13 protein-coding genes are annotated in these 19,494 nt (G+C 45.4%); all 13 read left to right on the top strand.

From position 1 onward, the window contains the following. Positions 1-40 precede the first annotated feature (40 nt). On the top strand, positions 41-1,357 hold the full coding sequence (gene murD, locus AB4503_RS21160) for a UDP-N-acetylmuramoyl-L-alanine--D-glutamate ligase (RefSeq protein WP_065584710.1): 1,317 nt from the start codon (positions 41-43) through the stop codon (positions 1,355-1,357). Positions 1,358-1,379: 22 nt separating this feature from the next. Beyond that, on the top strand, positions 1,380-2,576 hold the full coding sequence (gene ftsW, locus AB4503_RS21155) for a cell division protein FtsW (protein WP_171732325.1): 1,197 nt from the start codon (positions 1,380-1,382) through the stop codon (positions 2,574-2,576). Between the two features lie 12 nt (positions 2,577-2,588). Then, the gene (gene murG, locus AB4503_RS21150) at positions 2,589-3,650 is read left to right on the top strand and encodes an undecaprenyldiphospho-muramoylpentapeptide beta-N-acetylglucosaminyltransferase (RefSeq protein ID WP_017062898.1); all 1,062 of its coding nucleotides are present in this window, start codon (positions 2,589-2,591) and stop codon (positions 3,648-3,650) included. Positions 3,651-3,663: 13 nt separating this feature from the next. After that, entirely contained in the window at positions 3,664-5,124 is a 1,461-nt protein-coding gene (gene murC / locus AB4503_RS21145; RefSeq protein WP_171732324.1) for a UDP-N-acetylmuramate--L-alanine ligase, read from the top strand. A 278-nt stretch (positions 5,125-5,402) separates the two neighbouring features. Next, a complete protein-coding gene (locus tag AB4503_RS21140; RefSeq protein ID WP_017059290.1) occupies positions 5,403-6,095 on the top strand; it encodes a cell division protein FtsQ/DivIB in 693 nt (230 codons plus the stop codon). Continuing rightward, complete coding sequence (gene ftsA / locus AB4503_RS21135; RefSeq protein ID WP_010434747.1) at positions 6,088-7,356, top strand: cell division protein FtsA; 1,269 nt, start codon at positions 6,088-6,090, stop codon at positions 7,354-7,356. The genes AB4503_RS21140 and ftsA overlap by 8 nt, the downstream gene beginning before the upstream one ends. A gap of 31 nt (positions 7,357-7,387) precedes the next feature. Then, positions 7,388-8,617 (top strand): cell division protein FtsZ, encoded by a 1,230-nt coding sequence (ftsZ, locus tag AB4503_RS21130; protein WP_017059291.1) that lies wholly within the window; start codon positions 7,388-7,390, stop codon positions 8,615-8,617. Between the two features lie 96 nt (positions 8,618-8,713). After that, positions 8,714-9,631 carry a UDP-3-O-acyl-N-acetylglucosamine deacetylase gene (gene lpxC / locus AB4503_RS21125; RefSeq protein ID WP_010434751.1) on the top strand — a complete coding sequence of 306 codons (918 nt, stop codon included), beginning with the start codon at positions 8,714-8,716 and terminating at the stop codon, positions 9,629-9,631. A 390-nt stretch (positions 9,632-10,021) separates the two neighbouring features. Beyond that, positions 10,022-12,748: a preprotein translocase subunit SecA gene (gene secA, locus AB4503_RS21120; protein WP_372057793.1), complete on the top strand. Its 2,727-nt coding sequence runs from the start codon at positions 10,022-10,024 to the stop codon at positions 12,746-12,748. Between the two features lie 348 nt (positions 12,749-13,096). Beyond that, positions 13,097-13,495: an 8-oxo-dGTP diphosphatase MutT gene (gene mutT, locus AB4503_RS21115; RefSeq protein WP_017062897.1), complete on the top strand. Its 399-nt coding sequence runs from the start codon at positions 13,097-13,099 to the stop codon at positions 13,493-13,495. Between the two features lie 92 nt (positions 13,496-13,587). Further along, positions 13,588-14,412 carry a 4-hydroxy-tetrahydrodipicolinate reductase gene (dapB, locus tag AB4503_RS21110; RefSeq protein WP_020628676.1) on the top strand — a complete coding sequence of 275 codons (825 nt, stop codon included), beginning with the start codon at positions 13,588-13,590 and terminating at the stop codon, positions 14,410-14,412. A 503-nt stretch (positions 14,413-14,915) separates the two neighbouring features. After that, positions 14,916-16,070, top strand: a complete 1,155-nt coding sequence (gene carA / locus AB4503_RS21105; protein WP_010434758.1) for a glutamine-hydrolyzing carbamoyl-phosphate synthase small subunit — start codon at positions 14,916-14,918, stop codon at positions 16,068-16,070. A gap of 16 nt (positions 16,071-16,086) precedes the next feature. Further along, the gene (gene carB, locus AB4503_RS21100) at positions 16,087-19,317 is read left to right on the top strand and encodes a carbamoyl-phosphate synthase large subunit (protein WP_017059294.1); all 3,231 of its coding nucleotides are present in this window, start codon (positions 16,087-16,089) and stop codon (positions 19,315-19,317) included. Positions 19,318-19,494 lie beyond the last annotated feature (177 nt).

The raw sequence follows: 19,494 nt of genomic DNA, 5'->3' as shown, positions 1-19,494 counted from the left end.
AATAGGGGCTCTTTAAAACTATTAAGAGCATCTTGTTTAAATGGAACGTTGGCAAAATATTCAAAATGTAGTGGTTGTGGGGCTCGGTATTACCGGGCTCTCTGTCGTTAAACATCTCGTAAAATATCAGCCCCATACTTGCGTAAAGGTAATTGATACGCGAGAGCTACCACCAGGAAAGGAATCTTTGCCTGAGTCGGTTGAGCTGCATTCTGGAAGCTGGAATAGCCAATGGCTAGCTGAGGCTGATCTGGTGGTTGCTAACCCAGGCATTGCTTTAGCGACACCTGAAATTCAAGATGTGCTTCAAGCGGGTACGCCTGTCGTTGGCGACATCGAGCTGTTTGGTTGGGCTGTAGATAAGCCTGTTGTGGCGATTACTGGTTCAAACGGTAAGAGTACCGTGACTGATCTGACTGGTGTGCTTGCTAAGGCTGCTGGGCTTAATGTTGGCGTTGGCGGCAATATTGGCATTCCTGCCCTAGACCTTCTAGAACTTGATGCGGATTTATATGTCCTTGAACTTTCAAGTTTTCAGTTAGAAACTACATCGAATTTAAAACTTGCCGCTGCGGCATTCTTAAATCTGTCTGAAGATCATATGGATCGCTATCAAGGCATGGCTGATTACCGTGAGGCCAAGTTAAGAATCTTTAATAACGCGCAGTGTGCGACTGTTAATCGTGAAGACAAAGAGACTTACCCTGACCAGACAATGCCATTGTTGACTTTTGGCCTAGATAACCAAGAGTTTGGTGTATCAACGATTGATAGTACTGAGTGGTTGGTCGATCACGGTAAACCTGTCCTTGCTACCCAAGATTTAACATTGGTTGGACGTCACAATGTGGCGAATGCGTTAGTCTCACTTGCACTATTGAAGCAAGTTGGTATCGACTACAGCAAAAGTCTTGATGCTTTGAAGGCCTATAACGGTTTGACGCATCGTTGCCAAGTCGTGGCTGACAAGCGCGAAATCAAATGGGTTAATGACTCCAAAGCAACGAATGTAGCCAGCACATTGGCAGCCCTGTCTGGGTTGGAGTATCAAGGTACGTTATATCTTTTGGTTGGCGGCGTTGGTAAAGGTGCTGACTTTAGTGAGCTTGAACCAGTATTGGCGCAACTTGAGCGTGTTCAGCTGTGTTGTTTCGGTGAAGATGCAGATCAATTCATGCCTCTGCACCCATCGGCACAAAAGTTCGATACCATGCAGCAGATAATCGAATCTATCTCGCCACAGCTGGTGGCTGGAGATATGGTGATGCTGTCTCCGGCGTGCGCAAGCTTCGATCAATTTAATAATTTCATGGCAAGAGGTGATGCGTTCACTGAGCTTGCTCATGAGTATGCTTAACGTGTTGAAGGACTAACATTCGGTGCAAAGAGTCAAAGAGATTAATCAATCCATCTGGCAGTGGCTAAACCGTGCTACTCCCGAGGCGCTTTACGATCGTCAATTGGTGTGGATTGCTCTTGGGCTAATGCTGACAGGTTTGGTGATGGTGACGTCTGCTTCGTTCCCCATCAGTGCTCGTTTAACCGATCAGCCGTTTCACTTTATGTTCCGTCATGCCATCTTCCTTGTATTGGCGTTAGGTGTCTCTAGCGTCATATTGCAAATCCCGATGCAACGCTGGTTTCAATACAGTATGTATCTACTGGGCTTGTCCTTCTTCTTGCTGATTGTGGTATTAGCCGTCGGTAAGTCGGTTAACGGCGCATCGCGTTGGATCCCATTAGGGCTATTTAACTTACAACCCGCTGAAGTTGCCAAGTTATCGCTGTTTATCTTTATGGCGGGCTACTTGGTTCGGAAGCAAGATGAAGTGAGAAAAACCTTCTTCGGTGGTTTTGGTAAACCGATCATGGTATTCGGCGCTTTTGCCGTGCTGCTGCTAGGCCAGCCCGATTTAGGTACTGTGGTCGTAATGCTAGTGACCCTGTTCGGCATGCTATTCATTGCTGGTGCCAAGCTTTCACAGTTTATCGCCTTGATGGTGGCAGGTATTGCCGCGGTCGTCGGTTTGATTGTTATAGAACCTTATCGTGTTCGACGTGTTACCTCATTCTGGGAACCTTGGAACGACCCGTTCGGCAGTGGTTACCAGTTAACTCAGTCATTGATGGCGTTTGGCCGTGGTGATTGGATGGGGCAAGGGCTTGGTAACTCGATTCAAAAACTCGAATACTTACCAGAAGCGCATACCGATTTTGTATTTGCTGTGTTGGCTGAAGAGCTTGGCTTTGTCGGTGTTACCTTAGTATTAATGTTGATCTTCAGCTTGGTGTTAAAAGCCATTCTGATAGGTAAAAAAGCCTTTGAACACGATCAAGTGTTCAGCGGCTATCTGGCTTTTGGTATTGGTATTTGGTTTGCGTTTCAGACGCTTGTTAACGTAGGTGCTGCATCTGGCATCGTTCCGACCAAAGGTCTAACCCTACCGCTAATCAGTTATGGTGGTTCGAGTTTAATTGTTATGTCTGTGGCGGTATCAATGCTGCTGCGCATTGACCACGAATGCCGAATGCAAAAAAAAGAACAAGCTGATAGTCAAAACGAATTAGTAGAATAAGAATCTAACGTGATGAAACAAAACAAAAAACTTTTAGTGATGGCTGGTGGTACTGGCGGTCACGTTTTCCCAGGGTTAGCAGTAGCGAAAAAGCTTCAGCAACAAGGTTGGGAAATTCGCTGGTTAGGCACAGCAGACAGAATGGAAGCGGATTTAGTGCCAAAGCATGGCATTGAAATCGACTTCATCAAAGTGAAAGGCCTGCGTGGTCAAGGCATTAGCAAGTTAATTAAAGCGCCGTTCCAGATTATTAATGCCATACTTCAAGCAAGGCAACACATCAAAGCATGGCAGCCTGATGTGGTACTTGGTATGGGTGGCTACGTGAGTGGCCCGGGTGGTATCGCGGCATGGTTGTCTGGCATTCCAGTGGTTCTCCATGAACAAAATGCAGTGGCAGGTTTAACCAACCAATGGCTGTCTAAGATTGCTAAAAAGGTTTTCCAAGCTTTCCCTGGTGCTTTCCCTACCGCAGAAGTGGTGGGTAACCCAGTACGCGAAGATGTGGTTGCCTTAGCTGAACCCGAGCAACGCATGGCTGAGCGTGATGGTGACATCCGCATCTTGGTTATGGGCGGCAGTCAGGGCGCAAAAATCCTAAACGATACCTTGCCAGTAACGATGGCGCAGCTTGGTGAAGGCTTCACTGTGATGCACCAAGCGGGTAAGAACAATCAACAACAAGTTATTGAGCAATACAAATCACATTCTGTTGGTAATGTTCAAGTGACTGAATTTATTGATGATGTGGCGCAAGCTTATGAGTGGGCAGATCTATTAGTGTGTCGCTCAGGTGCATTAACCGTATCAGAAGTGTCTGCGGCAGGTGTCGGTTCTATCTTCGTTCCGTTTATGCACAAAGACAGACAACAAGCGTTGAATGCCGACCATTTAGTTGAATGTGGCGCAGCGTTAATGATTGAACAGCCTCAACTAACGGCTGATAAGCTAGCGAACACTATCGCGCAGCTTGATAGAAATGAATTAAAAATGATGGCAACAAAAGCTCGTCAAGCCGCCAAGCTTGATGCTGATGTGACCGTCGCTGAAGCGATTAAAGCTTTAGCAAAATAATGAGATTGAATTGATGACGATTGAACATACCCAAGACTTAGCGCAAATCCGTGCAATGGTGCCAGAGATGCGCCGTGTTAAATCTATCCACTTCATTGGTATTGGTGGTGCCGGAATGAGCGGGATTGCTGAAGTCTTGCTAAATGAAGGCTACCAGATCACGGGTTCTGATATTGCTCAAAACCCAGTGACTGATCGTTTAGTTAGCAAGGGTGCGACCGTTTATATCGGTCACCAAGCGAGTAACGTTGCCGACGCAAGTGTGGTGGTTGTTTCAACCGCTATCAACGAAGAAAACCCAGAAATTATTGCAGCTCGTGAAGCGCGCACACCGATCGTTCGTCGTGCAGAAATGCTGGCTGAGCTGATGCGTTTTCGTCACGGTATTGCTGTGGCAGGTACGCACGGTAAAACAACCACGACTGCGCTAGTGACACAGATTTACTCGGAAGCCGGCCTAGATCCAACCTTCGTAAACGGTGGTTTGGTTAAAAGTGCTGGCACTAACGCACGTTTAGGTTCAAGCCGTATTCTTATCGCTGAAGCCGATGAGAGTGATGCTTCATTTTTACATCTGCAACCTATGGTTAGTATCGTAACTAACATTGAAGCGGATCATATGGATACCTACGGCGGCGATTTCGAAACGCTAAAGCAGACATTTATCGATTTCCTACACAACCTGCCGTTCTACGGCCAGGCTGTAATGTGTGTAGATGATCCTGTTGTACGTGAACTTATCCCTCAGGTGAGCCGCCAAGTGATTACTTACGGCTTCTCTGAAGACGCTGATATCCGCATTGAAAACTATGTACAACAAGGTCAGCAAGGCAAGTTTACGGTTGTTCGTAAAGGTAAAGCCAATCTCGATATTACGTTGAACATTCCCGGTCGCCATAACGCACTGAACGCATCAGCGGCGATTGCGGTTGCGACGGAAGATGACATCAGCGATGAAGCGATTCTAAAAGCGATGGCTGGAACGGAAGGCACTGGCCGTCGTTTCGATCACCTTGGTGAATATGAAACGGGTAAGGGTGTTGCAATGCTGGTCGATGATTACGGCCATCACCCAACCGAAGTTGATGTCACCATTCAAGCTGCACGAAGTGGTTGGACTGATAAACGTCTTGTGATGATCTTCCAACCGCACCGTTATAGCCGCACTCGCGATCTGTATGATGACTTCGCGAACGTTCTTGAGCAGGTTGATGTGCTTATTCTGTTAGATGTTTATTCTGCAGGTGAGAAACCTATTGCAGGGGCTGACGGACGCTCGTTAAGTCGAACTATTCGTGGGCGTGGTAAGATTGATCCCATCTTTGTTGCTGATATCAACACGCTGCCATCGGCTTTAGCCAACGTAATTCAAGGCGGTGACCTTGTTTTAACGCAGGGTGCAGGCGATGTTGGTCGAGTGGCGAAGCAGTTGGAATCGTTACAGTTAGACATTAATAAAATGCAGAACGCGTAACAGAATAGCGTCTACATACTGTGGTCGATCGCTCGTTTCTTGCGATTGACCTAAAATTGACCAAAAATCTTATTATCAACGTTTGATAGTTTGATTTTGCTCAGTATAATTCATAGGTTAAAGTAAGTGCTTTTACCTCTATTACGAAGATAGGGAATAGAATTGCGAACCAACGACAGGGAATGCGGGCTTTGGTAGAAAGTACTTTTAGCGAAAACCGCCACCTATTCAGTTTACCGTCGCTCAAGAAACACGCCTTAGGCGGGTCTTTTTTTGTCATGGTATTGCTATTCATTGGGTTTCTTTTCTATACCACACTAACTTGGATGTGGGACGATCAGCGATTGCCTCTCTCCAAAATAGTACTTCAAGGCGACTTAACTTACGTAACCGCTGGTGATGTTCAACATGCCTTTAGCGAGCTAGAGCACATTGGAACCTTCATGTCGCAAGACATCGGTGTGTTGCAAGACAGTTTAGAAGCGTTACCTTGGGTTTCAGTGGTCTCCATTCGTAAGCAGTGGCCAGACACAATAAAAGTATTTTTGACTGAGTACCATGCGGCAGCAATCTGGAACGGTAACATGCTGCTGAATGACGATGGTCAGGTGTTTAATGGTGATATCGGCCTGTTGAAGGGCGATAGAGTTAAGCTTTACGGCCCAGACGGCACCAGCCAAGAAGTGATAGAAAAGTGGCGACAGATAACCCCTTTGATTAACAGTCTAGGGTTAACCGTTACCTCTCTCGTTCTCAATGAGCGTCGCGCTTGGCAAATAATCCTAGATAACGGTATCCGTTTAGAACTAGGTAAAGATTCTTTAGATGAGCGTGTTGAACGCTTCATTTCGCTTTACAACGAACTTGGTAGTAAAGCGAATCAAGTGAGCTACATCGACCTCAGGTATGATACGGGAGCCGCTGTAGGCTGGTTTCCAGAGCAAGAGTTAGAAGAGAGCACAGATGACTAAGACCGCAGATGACAACATAATCGTTGGTCTTGATATAGGCACTGCGACCATATCAGCTCTGGTTGGTGAAATATTGCCTGATGGTCAAATCAATATCATTGGTTCTGGGCAAAGCCCATCCAGAGGTATGGATAAAGGTGGTGTAAACGACCTAGAGTCGGTAGTTAAGTCGGTTCAGCGAGCTATTGATCAAGCAGAGTTGATGGCGGAATGCCAAATCAGCAATGTATTTATCTCGCTATCGGGTAAACATATCGCAAGCCGAATTGAAAAAGGCATGGGCACTATCTCTGATGAAGAGGTGTCTCAAGACGATATGGATCGAGCGATTCATACCGCGAAATCAATTAAAATAGGTGATGAGCAGAGAATTCTGCACGTGATCCCACAAGAATTTACCATTGATTATCAAGAAGGGATTAAGAACCCACTTGGCTTATCTGGTGTTCGAATGGAAGTCAGTGTTCACCTAATTTCTTGCCATAGCGACATGGCGAGAAACATTATTAAAGCTGTTGAACGATGTGGTCTCACAGTAGAACAAATCGTGTTTTCAGGACTTGCCTCAAGCAATGCGGTAATTACTGAAGACGAGAGAGAGCTTGGAGTATGTGTTGTCGATATCGGTGCGGGTACAATGGATATTTCCATTTGGACTGGCGGCGCACTTCGACACACAGAAGTCTTTTCCTACGCAGGAAATGCAGTAACCAGTGATATTGCCTTCGCTTTCGGCACGCCAGTGAGCGATGCTGAAGAGATAAAAGTAAACCATGGTTGCGCTCTGAGTGAACTCGTAAGCAAGGATGACTCTGTTAACGTCCCAAGTGTTGGTGGTCGCCCATCGAGAAGTTTGCAACGACAAACTTTGTCGGAAGTGATTGAACCACGTTACACTGAACTTATGGGTCTCGTTAACCAAACTATTGATACGGTTCAATTACAGCTACGAGATGAAGGTATTAAACACCACCTTGCAGCTGGCGTCGTTCTCACTGGTGGAGCGGCACAAATTGACGGATTGGTAGAGTGTGCGGAACGTGTTTTCCGCAATCAAGTTCGAGTTGGTAAGCCGTTAGAAGTTAGTGGCTTAACTGACTATGTTAAAGAGCCGTATCATTCTACGGCGGTTGGTTTACTTCATTACGCAAGAGATTGTCAGATCAGTGATGAAGGTGATTACAGCGAACCTAAGCGTTCAGCACCTTCTATGTCTGGTTTATTTGGCAAATTGCGTAATTGGATACAAAAAGAGTTTTAACCTGAGTTGCAGGAAAAAACGGAGATAACACATGTTTGAACCGATGATGGAAATGTCTGACGATGCAGTAATTAAAGTCGTTGGAGTTGGTGGCGGTGGCGGTAACGCTGTTGAGCACATGGTACGTGAATCAATCGAAGGCGTAGAATTCATCAGTGTTAACACTGATGCACAAGCACTTCGTAAAACAAGCGTGAGCAGCGTGATCCAAATTGGTGGTGATATCACTAAAGGTTTGGGCGCTGGTGCAAACCCACAAGTAGGCCGTGATGCAGCTCTCGAAGATCGAGAAAGAATTAAAGAAGTTCTAACTGGCGCCGATATGGTATTTATCGCAGCTGGTATGGGCGGTGGGACTGGTACAGGTGCTGCTCCAGTTATTGCTGAAGTTGCGAAAGAGTTGGGTGTGCTGACGGTTGCTGTTGTAACTAAGCCATTTAGCTTTGAAGGCAAAAAGCGTTTAGCGTTTGCTGAGCAAGGTATTGAAGAGCTTTCTAAACATGTGGATTCATTAATTACGATTCCAAATGAAAAGCTACTTAAAGTACTTGGCCGCGGCGTAACTCTGCTAGAAGCTTTCGCAAGTGCCAATGATGTACTTAAAAACGCTGTACAAGGTATCGCTGAGCTAATTACTCGCCCTGGTATGATTAACGTCGATTTCGCGGATGTTCGCACCGTAATGTCTGAGATGGGTCATGCAATGATGGGTAGCGGTATCGCAAAAGGTGAAGACCGTGCTGAAGAAGCTGCTGAAACGGCAATTTCTAGCCCACTACTAGAAGACATCGACCTAGCTGGCGCACGTGGCGTTCTTGTGAACATCACAGCAGGCCTAGATATGCGTCTAGATGAATTCGAAACAGTAGGTAATACAGTTAAGGCATTCGCATCTGATAACGCAACAGTTGTGATTGGTACTTCTCTAGACCCTGATATGACGGATGAAATCCGTGTAACTGTTGTAGCAACAGGTATCGGCACAGAGAAAAAACCAGACATTACATTAGTTGCTGGTGGTAAAGCTAAGGTTGCACCAACTCCTCAACCACAAGTTGCAGCTCAAACTGCACCAAAAGTGGAAGAGAAAGTGGCACAACCATTGCAAGAAAAAACTGAGGTTAAACCTCAAGTTAAGCCGCAGCCAACAACGTCACCTGTTTCTTCAGGTACAGGCGCTAGCCAAAGTGCAGCACCTAAGGCTGAGAAAGAGAGTGGATACTTAGATATTCCAGCATTCTTACGACGTCAGGCTGATTAACAAATACCCAAAATTTGACTATCGTCGAATTAATGGTAAAATTCGCGGTCGGTAAATACTGACCGTGATTTGTAGCACTGATAACGAGGCAAGCAGATGATCAGACAACGTACTCTGAAAGAAATTGTGAAAACAACTGGTGTGGGTCTCCACTCTGGTCGTAAAGTCACACTTACTCTTCGCCCGGCAGCTGCAAATACAGGTATTGTTTATCGTCGTACAGATGTAAATCCACCTGTAGATTTCCCAGCTGATCCAGCGTCAGTTCGTGACACTATGCTATGTACAGCTCTTGTTAATGACGAAGGCGTACGTATCTCTACAGTGGAACACCTTAACGCAGCTTTAGCGGGTATGGGCATCGACAACATTATTGTTGAAGTCGATGCACCTGAGATCCCAATTATGGATGGTAGCGCAAGCCCATTCGTATACTTGCTACAGCAAGCGGGTGTAGAAACACTGAATGCAGCGAAGCGTTTTATTCGTATCAAAAAGCCTATCCGTTTTGAAGATGGCGATAAGTGGGCAGAATTTGTTCCATTTAACGGCTTCCGTATGGACTTTGAGATCGACTTTAACCACCCAGCTATTGAATCTGATGAGCAACGTTTGTTGTTTGATTTCTCTTCACAAGGTTTTGTGAAAGAAATTTCTCGCGCTCGTACTTTCGGCTTCATGCGCGACATTGAGTATCTACAATCTCAAAACCTAGTACTTGGCGGTAGCTTTGATAATGCTATCGTACTGGACGAATACCGAATTCTTAATGAAGAAGGTCTACGTTTTGACAATGAGTTCGTAACTCATAAAGTACTAGACGCGATTGGTGACTTGTACATGTGTGGACACGCTATTATTGGTGAGTTCCGTGCATACAAATCAGGTCACGGCCTAAACAACCAACTACTACGTGCAGTACTTGCTGACGCAGAAGCTTGGGAATGGGCAACATTCGAAGAAGAAGTAGGCTCTCCTGTTGCATTTGCTGAGCCAGGAATGGTTCTAGCGTAATTGTTGTTTACAGCAATATAAGATTTCGAAAACCAGGTCATTGACCTGGTTTTTTTGTATCTATTTTCCAGATACAGTGTCGTCAACATCCGAAAGTTGTCTCCCAATGAGCTGCAGTCTGGCTAATCCATCAGCAATTAGAAAGAAAAGTTCCAAGCACATCAAACAAATGGGGTTATAAATGGTTGTTGGTGTGAAAATTACTTACACTAAAGGGCATTAATTTTAACTCAAGCCTTGAAAACTCTACTCTCAAGTACAATATCAAAGATACTAGATTTATCTCAGTATCCTTGGTTAGTAACTGAAGACTAGTTCATAGCTAGTAGAGACACTGACGGCATTTAAAATAGATCGCGGACGATCTGAGAACGAAGAGATTCCAAGCACATGATTACTAAGCTGCTGACAAAGGTAATTGGCAGTCGCAATGACAGAACACTGCGCCGCCTTAGAAAAATTGTAAAAGAAATTAATAACTACGAACCAACGTTTGAAGCTCTTTCAGACGAAGAGCTAAAAGCAAAAACGGTTGAGTTTCGTGAGCGCTTAGATAAAGGTGAATCGCTAGACCAACTTCTACCTGAAGCATTTGCTACGGTACGTGAAGCGTCTAAGCGTGTTTACGGCATGCGTCACTTTGACGTGCAAATGATTGGTGGCATGGTTCTAAATGCTGGCCAAATTGCAGAAATGCGTACTGGTGAAGGTAAGACTCTTACAGCAACCCTACCAGCTTATCTTAACGCCCTACCTAGCAAAGGTGTTCACGTAGTAACGGTGAACGACTACCTAGCGAAGCGTGATGCGGAAACAAACCGCCCATTATTTGAATTCCTTGGTATGACTGTTGGCGTAAACGTGCCAAACATGGCTCCACCAGAGAAGAAAGAAGCGTACCAAGCGGATATCCTATACGGAACAAACAACGAGTTTGGCTTCGATTACCTACGTGACAACATGGCTTTCCGTGCTGAAGATCGTGTTCAACGTGAGCGCTTCTTTGCTGTTGTCGATGAGGTTGACTCAATCTTAATCGATGAAGCTCGTACTCCACTTATTATCTCTGGCCCAGCTGAAGATAGTTCAGATCTTTACACGCGTATTAACACGTTGATCCCTAACCTTGAGCGCCAAGATAAAGAAGATTCTGAAGAGTACCGTGGTGAAGGTCACTACACCTTGGACGAGAAATCGAAACAGGTTCACCTGACTGAAAACGGTCAAGAATTTGTAGAAGAGCTAATGGTCAAAAACGGCCTGATGGAAGAGGGTGACACGCTTTACTCTCCAACTAATATCAGCCTATTGCACCATGTTAATGCAGCGCTGCGTGCACACGTACTGTTTGAGAAAGACGTCGACTACATCGTTACTGAAGAAGGCGAAGTGGTTATCGTTGATGAACATACTGGTCGTACTATGCCAGGTCGTCGTTGGTCTGAAGGTTTACACCAAGCTGTTGAAGCTAAAGAAGGTGTGAAGATTCAGAATGAAAACCAGACGCTAGCATCGATTACATTCCAGAACTTCTTCCGTCTATACGAAAAACTGTCAGGTATGACAGGTACAGCCGATACAGAAGCTTTCGAATTTCAGTCTATCTACGGCCTAGAAACAGTGGTTATCCCAACCAACAAGCCTATGGTTCGTAACGATATGCCAGATGTGGTTTATCGTACCGAAGAAGACAAGTTCAATGCGATCATTGAAGACATCAAAGACCGTGTAGCTGCTGGTCAGCCATCATTGGTTGGTACGGTTTCTATCGAGAAGTCTGAACTACTGTCTAACGCACTGAAAAAAGCAAAAATTAAGCACAGCGTTCTAAATGCTAAATTCCACGAAATGGAAGCAGAGATCGTTGCACAAGCTGGTATGCCGAGTGCGGTAACTATCGCAACTAACATGGCTGGTCGTGGTACCGATATCGTATTAGGTGGTAGCTGGCAGGCACAAGTTGAGAAGCTAGAGAATCCAACCAAAGAGCAGATCGAGAAGATCAAAGCTGACTGGAGAGTAATCCACGATAAAGTGCTTGAGTCAGGTGGTCTGCACATCATTGGTACTGAGCGTCATGAATCTCGCCGTATCGACAACCAGCTACGTGGTCGTTCTGGTCGTCAAGGTGATGCGGGTTCTTCTCGTTTCTACCTATCAATGGAAGATTCTCTGCTACGTATCTTCACATCGGATCGTATGGCTGGTCTTATCCAAAGTGGTATGGACGAAGGCGAAGCGATCGAATCTAAGATGCTTTCTCGCTCAATTGAAAAAGCACAACGTAAAGTTGAAGGTCGTAACTTCGATATTCGTAAGCAGCTTCTTGAGTACGATGATGTAGCCAATGACCAACGTAAAGTGGTTTATGAGCTTCGTGATGAACTGATGAGCTCTGACGATATCAGCGAGATGATCGAACACAACCGTGAAGATGTATTGGCATCAGTGATTGATGAATACATCGCACCTCAGTCTCTTGAAGATATGTGGGATATCGCGGGTCTGCAAGATCGTCTGAAGAATGACTTCGATCTAGACTTTGATATTCAAGGTTGGCTAGACGAAGACGACAAGCTTTATGAAGAAGCATTGCGTGAGCGTATTCTTGCTATGGCGGTTGATTCGTACAAACAGAAAGAAGAAGTGGTTGGTGCTCAAGTACTGCGTAACTTCGAGAAATCTGTGATGCTACAAACGCTAGACGGCCTTTGGAAAGAGCACTTGGCTGCGATGGATCACCTTCGTCAAGGTATCCACTTACGTGGTTATGCTCAGAAGAACCCGAAACAAGAGTACAAGCGCGAGTCGTTTGAACTGTTTGAAGGCCTACTAGATGTACTGAAAACAGACGTTGTTACCATCCTTTCTAAAGTGCGCGTTCAGCAACAAGAAGAAGTTGAAAAGATGGAAGCTCAACGTCAAGCTCAAGCTGAAGAAGCGGCGCGTCGTGCACAAGCGCAACATGCAACAGCTGAAAACCAGCTAGCTGACGATGAAGCTGAAGCGGCATCTCCACAAACGGTAGTGCGTGACGAGCGTAAAGTTGGCCGTAACGAGCCATGCCCATGTGGTAGCGGTAAGAAGTACAAGCAGTGTCACGGTAAAATCGCGTAAGTTTAATGAATCGTTGCTGTAGCGCATGATAGCTGCGTTGGTGGTACTCACTTACAGTCGTAAGCTCCGTGCCACCGCCTTGCTCTCATACACTACAACTTAGCTTCATAAAACTGACAAATAGAATATAAAGAGTCGCTTAGGCGGCTCTTTTTGTATGTAAATTTCATGGCTTACTTTGTTACGCAAGGAAGTTGTCATTCCCTATAGCGAGGAGTGAGCGTAGTAGGGAATCTTGTTTAGTTAGGCTCGCGTAGTTTTAGATCCCCAACTCAGTCGTTCCTCTTTCTTGAGGATGACGTATTTAGGGACTATGTGAGTTCAGCGTTTTATTAAGGAACACCATCAATGAAAAGAATCCATATCGTAGCGGGTATTATCTTCAATCAAGATAAGTCACAGGTCTTTATCACTAAGCGTCCAGATGACAAGCACAAAGGTGGCTTCTGGGAATTTCCAGGTGGCAAGGTTGAAGAGGGCGAAACTATTGAGCAAGCGATGACTCGCGAGCTTGATGAAGAGGTCGGTATCAAGGTGACCGAGCAGTCTCTGTTTGAGCATCTTGAATTTGATTACACGGATAAGTCACTTAAGTTCGATTTCATTCTCGTGACTGATTTTGAAGAGCAGCCTTATGGTAAAGAAGGTCAGCAAGGTGAATGGGTAAGCCTAGAATCATTGAATCAATACGCCTTCCCAGAGGCAAATGTGCCAATTTTAGAGCGAGTAATAAAAGAGTTTTCGTAATTGCTAGCCTGAGTTTGAGATTGTTGTTAGTTTAAAGAGATTAATCGATTGAACGTTGCTGCAAGAGATAAGTGGCAACGGTAACCAAAACAATGGAGATATTCGCAGTGGTAAGAATTGCAATTGCAGGAGCAGCGGGCCGCATGGGCCGCAACTTGGTGAAAGCCGCTCATCATAATTCAGAAGCAAGTGTTGGAGCTGGTTCAGAGCGTCCAGAGTCATCTTTGGTCGGCGTAGATGTCGGCGAGTTATGCGGTGAAGGTCGTTTTGATGTTGCTTTAGTCGATGATTTGTCTAAAGCCATCGAAGAGTTTGATGTGATTGTCGATTTTACTGCCCCTGTTAGCACATTAGCGAATATTGAACTTTGTAAACGTCACGGTAAAAAACTGATCATCGGTACAACGGGCTTCTCTGAAGAAGAGAAGCAGGTGATTGATGCTGCTTCAAAAGAGATGGCTATCGTAATGGCACCTAACTACAGCGTTGGTGTGAACCTGGTCTTTAAGCTGCTAGAGAAGGCCGCTAAAGTGATGGGCGATTACTGTGATGTCGAGATCGTTGAGGCTCATCACCGTCATAAAGTCGATGCACCGTCAGGTACTGCGATTGGTATGGGCGAAGCTATTGCGGGTGCTATGGGCAATGAGCTGAACGATGTAGCTGTATGGTCACGCGAGGGTATTACTGGCGAGCGCACTAAAGATGAGATTGGTTTCGCGACGATTCGTGCCGGTGACATTATTGGTGAACACACCGCTATGTTTGCTGATATCGGTGAACGAGTGGAAATTACCCATAAAGCTACTGATCGAATGACCTTTGCTAATGGCGCAATCAAGGCCGCGGTTTGGTTAAATGATAAACCAGCAGGCTTTTATACCATGACGGATGTGCTTGGTTTGAATGACCTATAAATAGATATTTATGCGCTGGCAATTGCCGGCGCTTTCTTTATTTGGTGCATTTTCCTTAGTAATCTCACTTCTCCGATCTTCCTTCTACTTTCTTCTTATCGCCTTTTTGACTCCATTTCTATGCTGTTTATGTGGTCTTTAGTGTGTTTTTTGTTTTAGATCTTTAAATTGTCATGTTTTCTCTTGGTGTTTATCGATTGCGTTTTGTTGCTGATATTTTTATCACTCTATGGTTGGCTAAAATGAGGAGTGAAAATTAGAAAATCGTAATATTCGAGCTAAATGCGCATGAAAGTTGAACTTTTGGAGCTTTGAGGGGGTAAATTGAATTAGTCCTTACAAATGTTTAATTTCTTTTGAGTTAAATGTTGACACCTATCACGCAGATCACTAAAATACCGCCAATTTGTCTAATTTCCATAAACACGCAGTTTTTGGTGTTGCAGGAAGGTAGATTTGCAAATTAAATCAATTTTAATGCATTTTTATTTCTGGAGGTTGTCTTGAAGAAGTCAGCACTACTCGTCCTAGAAGATGGGACAGTATTTCACGGTGAAGCCATTGGCGCTGTAGGTTCTGCAGTTGGTGAAGTCGTTTTTAATACCTCGATGACGGGGTACCAAGAAATCCTCACTGATCCTTCCTATTCTCAACAAATCGTTACCCTTACTTACCCTCACATTGGCAATACCGGAACCAATTCCGAAGACGAAGAATCTTCTTCAATCCACGCTCAAGGCCTTGTGATTCGCGATCTCCCTCTAATCGCTTCTAACTTCCGTAATGAACAATCCCTTTCTGATTACCTTAAGTCGCAAAACGTTGTTGGTATCGCTGATATCGATACTCGTAAGCTGACGCGTATTCTTCGTGAAAAAGGCGCACAGAACGGTTGTATCGTAGCTGGCTCTTCAGTAAACGATGGAAACCTAGACGAAGCTCTAGCTCTTGCTAAAGCAAAAGAATTCCCTGGCCTGAAAGGTATGGACCTTGCGAAAGAAGTTACAACAAAAGAAGCGTATCAATGGAAACAAGGTTCGTGGACGCTTACGGGTGGACTTCCTGAAGCGAAAGCAGACTCAGAATTGCCATACCACGTTGTTGCTTATGACTTCGGTGCAAAACGAAACATCCTACGAATGCTTGTTGACCGCGGCTGCCGCCTAACGGTTGTTCCTGCTGAGACTTCAGCTGAAGAAGTACTTGCTCTGAACCCAGACGGTGTTTTCCTTTCAAATGGCCCTGGTGACCCAGAACCATGTACTTACGCAATTGAAGCGACAAAAGTGTTCCTAGAAAAAGGCTTACCAATCTTCGGTATCTGTCTAGGTCACCAGATTCTTGCTCTTGCGTCAGGCGCTAAGACAGTGAAGATGAAGTTTGGTCACCACGGCGCAAACCACCCGGTTAAAGATTTAGATCGTGATGTTGTGATGATTACTTCGCAAAACCACGGCTTTGCTGCTGACGAAGAAACCCTTCCAGAGACACTACGTGCAACGCACAAATCACTATTTGATGGTTCTCTACAAGGTATTCACCGTACAGACAAACCAGCATTCAGCTTCCAAGGTCACCCTGAAGCAAGCCCAGGTCCAGAAGACGCAGCGCCGTTATTCGACCACTTTATTGAACTAATCAAACAGCACACAGCGTAATTCGGAGTAGTAGACAATGCCAAAACGTACTGACATTAAAAGTATTCTTATTCTAGGTGCTGGCCCGATCGTTATCGGCCAAGCATGTGAGTTCGATTACTCTGGTGCTCAAGCTTGTAAAGCGCTTCGCGAAGAAGGTTACCGAGTTATTCTTGTAAACTCGAACCCAGCGACAATCATGACTGACCCAGACATGGCAGATGCAACTTACATCGAGCCTATCCAATGGGAAGTTGTGCGTAACATCATCGCTAAAGAGAAGCCTGATGCAGTTCTACCTACTATGGGTGGCCAAACTGCATTGAACTGTGCTCTAGACCTAGAAAAGCACGGCGTTCTTGAAGAGTTCGGTGTTGAAATGATTGGTGCAACGGCTGACGCTATCGATAAAGCAGAAGACCGTTCACGCTTCGATAAAGCAATGAAAGCAATTGGCCTTGAGTGTCCAACTGCTGATACAGCGAAAACGATGGAAGAAGCTTACAAAGTTTTAGACATGGTTGGCTTCCCTTGTATCATTCGTCCATCGTTCACGATGGGTGGTACTGGTGGCGGTATCGCTTACAACAAAGAAGAATTTGAAGAAATCTGTCGTCGTGGTTTGGATCTATCTCCAACTAATGAACTTCTTATCGATGAATCACTTATCGGTTGGAAAGAGTACGAGATGGAAGTGGTTCGTGACAAAAACGACAACTGCATCATCGTATGTGCGATTGAAAACTTCGACCCAATGGGTATTCACACAGGTGACTCAATCACTGTGGCTCCAGCTCAAACGCTGACAGATAAAGAATACCAACTAATGCGTAACGCATCTCTAGCAGTACTGCGTGAGATTGGTGTTGAAACAGGTGGTTCAAACGTACAGTTTGGTATCAACCCGAAAGATGGCCGTATGGTTATCATCGAAATGAACCCACGTGTATCTCGCTCTTCTGCACTAGCATCTAAAGCAACAGGTTTCCCAATCGCTAAGATTGCAGCGAAACTGGCTGTTGGTTTCACGCTAGACGAGCTAATGAATGACATCACTGGCGGCGCAACTCCAGCATCATTCGAACCAACAATCGACTACGTAGTAACTAAGATTCCTCGTTTTAACTTCGAGAAGTTTGCAGGTGCTAACGACCGCCTAACGACGCAAATGAAGTCGGTTGGTGAAGTTATGGCTATCGGCCGTAACCAACAAGAATCTCTACAAAAAGCACTTCGCGGCCTAGAAGTTGGCGCGACTGGTTTTGACGAAATGGTAGACCTAGACGCACCAGATGCTCTAACGACTATCCGTCACGAACTTAAAGAAGCTGGCGCAGAGCGTATTTGGTACATCGCTGACGCATTCCGTGCTGGTATGTCGGTAGATGGTGTATTCAACCTAACGCAAATCGACCGTTGGTTCCTAGTTCAAATCGAAGACATCGTTAAGCTAGAGCAAGAACTTAAAGCGAAAGGCTTTGCTGGTCTAAATAAAGACGAGCTAAACAAGCTTAAGCGTAAAGGTTTTGCTGATGCGCGCCTATCTAAGATTCTAGGTGTAGCGGAAAGCGAAATCCGTCGTCTACGTGACCAATACGATATCCACCCGGTATACAAGCGTGTAGATACGTGTGCAGCTGAGTTCTCTTCAGATACGGCTTACATGTACTCATCTTACGATGACGAGTGTGAAGCAAACCCAACAGACAAAGAAAAAATCATGATTCTAGGCGGCGGTCCAAACCGTATCGGCCAAGGCATTGAATTTGACTACTGTTGTGTACACGCATCACTAGCGCTACGTGAAGATGGCTACGAAACTATCATGGTTAACTGTAACCCTGAGACAGTTTCTACAGACTACGATACGTCTGACCGTCTGTACTTCGAACCAGTAACTCTGGAAGACGTACTAGCAATCGCTCGTGTTGAGAAGCCAAAAGGCGTTATCGTTCAGTACGGTGGTCAAACGCCACTTAAACTGGCACGTGCTCTTGAAGCTGCTGGCGTACCAATCATCGGTACTAGCCCAGACGCAATCGACCGTGCAGAAGACCGTGAGCGTTTCCAAGTTGCTGTAGACCGTCTAGGCCTACTTCAACCAGAAAACGCGACAGTAACAACAATGGAGCAAGCGGTAGAGAAATCTCGTGAAATCGGCTTCCCACTGGTTGTACGTCCTTCTTACGTACTTGGTGGTCGTGCGATGGAAATCGTATACGACGAGCAAGACCTACGTCGCTACTTCAACGAAGCAGTTAGCGTATCAAACGAATCTCCAGTACTACTTGATAGCTTCCTAGATGACGCTGTTGAAGTAGACGTAGATGCGATTTGTGACGGTGAGCGCGTTGTAATCGGCGGTATTATGGAGCACATCGAGCAAGCGGGTGTTCACTCTGGTGACTCAGCATGTTCTCTTCCTGCATACACGCTAAGCCAAGAAATCCAAGACGTAATGCGCGAGCAAGTTGAAAAGCTAGCGTTCGAGTTGGGTGTTCGTGGTCTGATGAACACGCAGTTTGCTGTTAAGAACAATGAAGTGTACCTAATCGAGGTTAACCCTCGTGCAGCACGTACGGTTCCATTCGTATCTAAAGCAACTGGTGCGCCAATCGCTAAGATTGCCGCTCGTGTAATGGCGGGTCAATCTCTAGAGTCTCAAGGCTTTACGAAAGAAATCATCCCACCTTACTACTCAGTGAAAGAAGTTGTACTTCCATTCAACAAGTTCCCTGGTGTTGACCCACTGTTAGGCCCAGAAATGCGCTCTACTGGTGAAGTTATGGGTGTTGGTGCGACGTTCGCAGAAGCATACTCTAAAGCTGAATTGGGTTGTGGTAACATCTACCCAGAAGGCGGTCGTGCACTTCTTTCTGTTCGCGAAGGCGACAAAGAGCGTGTTGTTGACCTAGCATCTAAACTATCTAAGCTTGGTTACCAGCTAGACGCAACTCACGGTACTGCGGTTATCCTTGGCGAAGCGGGCATCAACCCACGTCTAGTAAACAAGGTACACGAAGGTCGTCCTCACATTCTTGACCGTATCAAGAACAACGAGTACACGTACATCGTGAACACTGCAGCTGGCCGTCAAGCGATTGAAGATTCTAAAGTTCTTCGTCGTGGTGCACTTGCTGAGAAAGTTAACTACACGACTACGCTAAACGCTGCATTCGCGACTTGTATGGCGCACACTGCAGACGCGAAAACGTCAGTAACTTCAGTTCAAGAGCTACACGCTCAGGTTAAAGCTTCTCAAGCTTAATCGCCTAAAGTGTATCGCTGATAAGCGGATATAAATGCTCAAAGCCCACTCTTCGGAGTGGGCTTTTTTATGTCTGTTATTCCGCGGTAACTTAATGATGAATATTTGGAATAGGTTAGAATCTTGTGTTTCGTTATTGCTCGTCTGCCGTGAGTGGTAACTTGTCGCTACACAGGA

Source organism: Vibrio sp. 10N.222.55.B11, from assembly GCF_041473705.1.
GTDB lineage: Bacteria > Pseudomonadota > Gammaproteobacteria > Enterobacterales > Vibrionaceae > Vibrio > Vibrio crassostreae_C.
This window is presented reverse-complemented; position numbering and strand designations above follow the sequence as displayed.

Excerpts from the sequence above, each read along its gene's own strand:
- murD (WP_065584710.1), top strand. The coding sequence starts at position 41 with ATGGAACGTTGGCAAAATATTCAAAATGTAGTGGTTGTGGGGCTCGGT.
- murG (WP_017062898.1), top strand. The coding sequence starts at position 2,589 with ATGAAACAAAACAAAAAACTTTTAGTGATGGCTGGTGGTACTGGCGGT.
- murC (WP_171732324.1), top strand. The coding sequence starts at position 3,664 with ATGACGATTGAACATACCCAAGACTTAGCGCAAATCCGTGCAATGGTG.
- AB4503_RS21140 (WP_017059290.1), top strand. The coding sequence starts at position 5,403 with ATGGTATTGCTATTCATTGGGTTTCTTTTCTATACCACACTAACTTGG.
- ftsA (WP_010434747.1), top strand. The coding sequence starts at position 6,088 with ATGACTAAGACCGCAGATGACAACATAATCGTTGGTCTTGATATAGGC.
- ftsZ (WP_017059291.1), top strand. The coding sequence starts at position 7,388 with ATGTTTGAACCGATGATGGAAATGTCTGACGATGCAGTAATTAAAGTC.
- lpxC (WP_010434751.1), top strand. The coding sequence starts at position 8,714 with ATGATCAGACAACGTACTCTGAAAGAAATTGTGAAAACAACTGGTGTG.
- secA (WP_372057793.1), top strand. The coding sequence starts at position 10,022 with ATGATTACTAAGCTGCTGACAAAGGTAATTGGCAGTCGCAATGACAGA.
- mutT (WP_017062897.1), top strand. The coding sequence starts at position 13,097 with ATGAAAAGAATCCATATCGTAGCGGGTATTATCTTCAATCAAGATAAG.
- dapB (WP_020628676.1), top strand. The coding sequence starts at position 13,588 with ATGGAGATATTCGCAGTGGTAAGAATTGCAATTGCAGGAGCAGCGGGC.
- carB (WP_017059294.1), top strand. The coding sequence starts at position 16,087 with ATGCCAAAACGTACTGACATTAAAAGTATTCTTATTCTAGGTGCTGGC.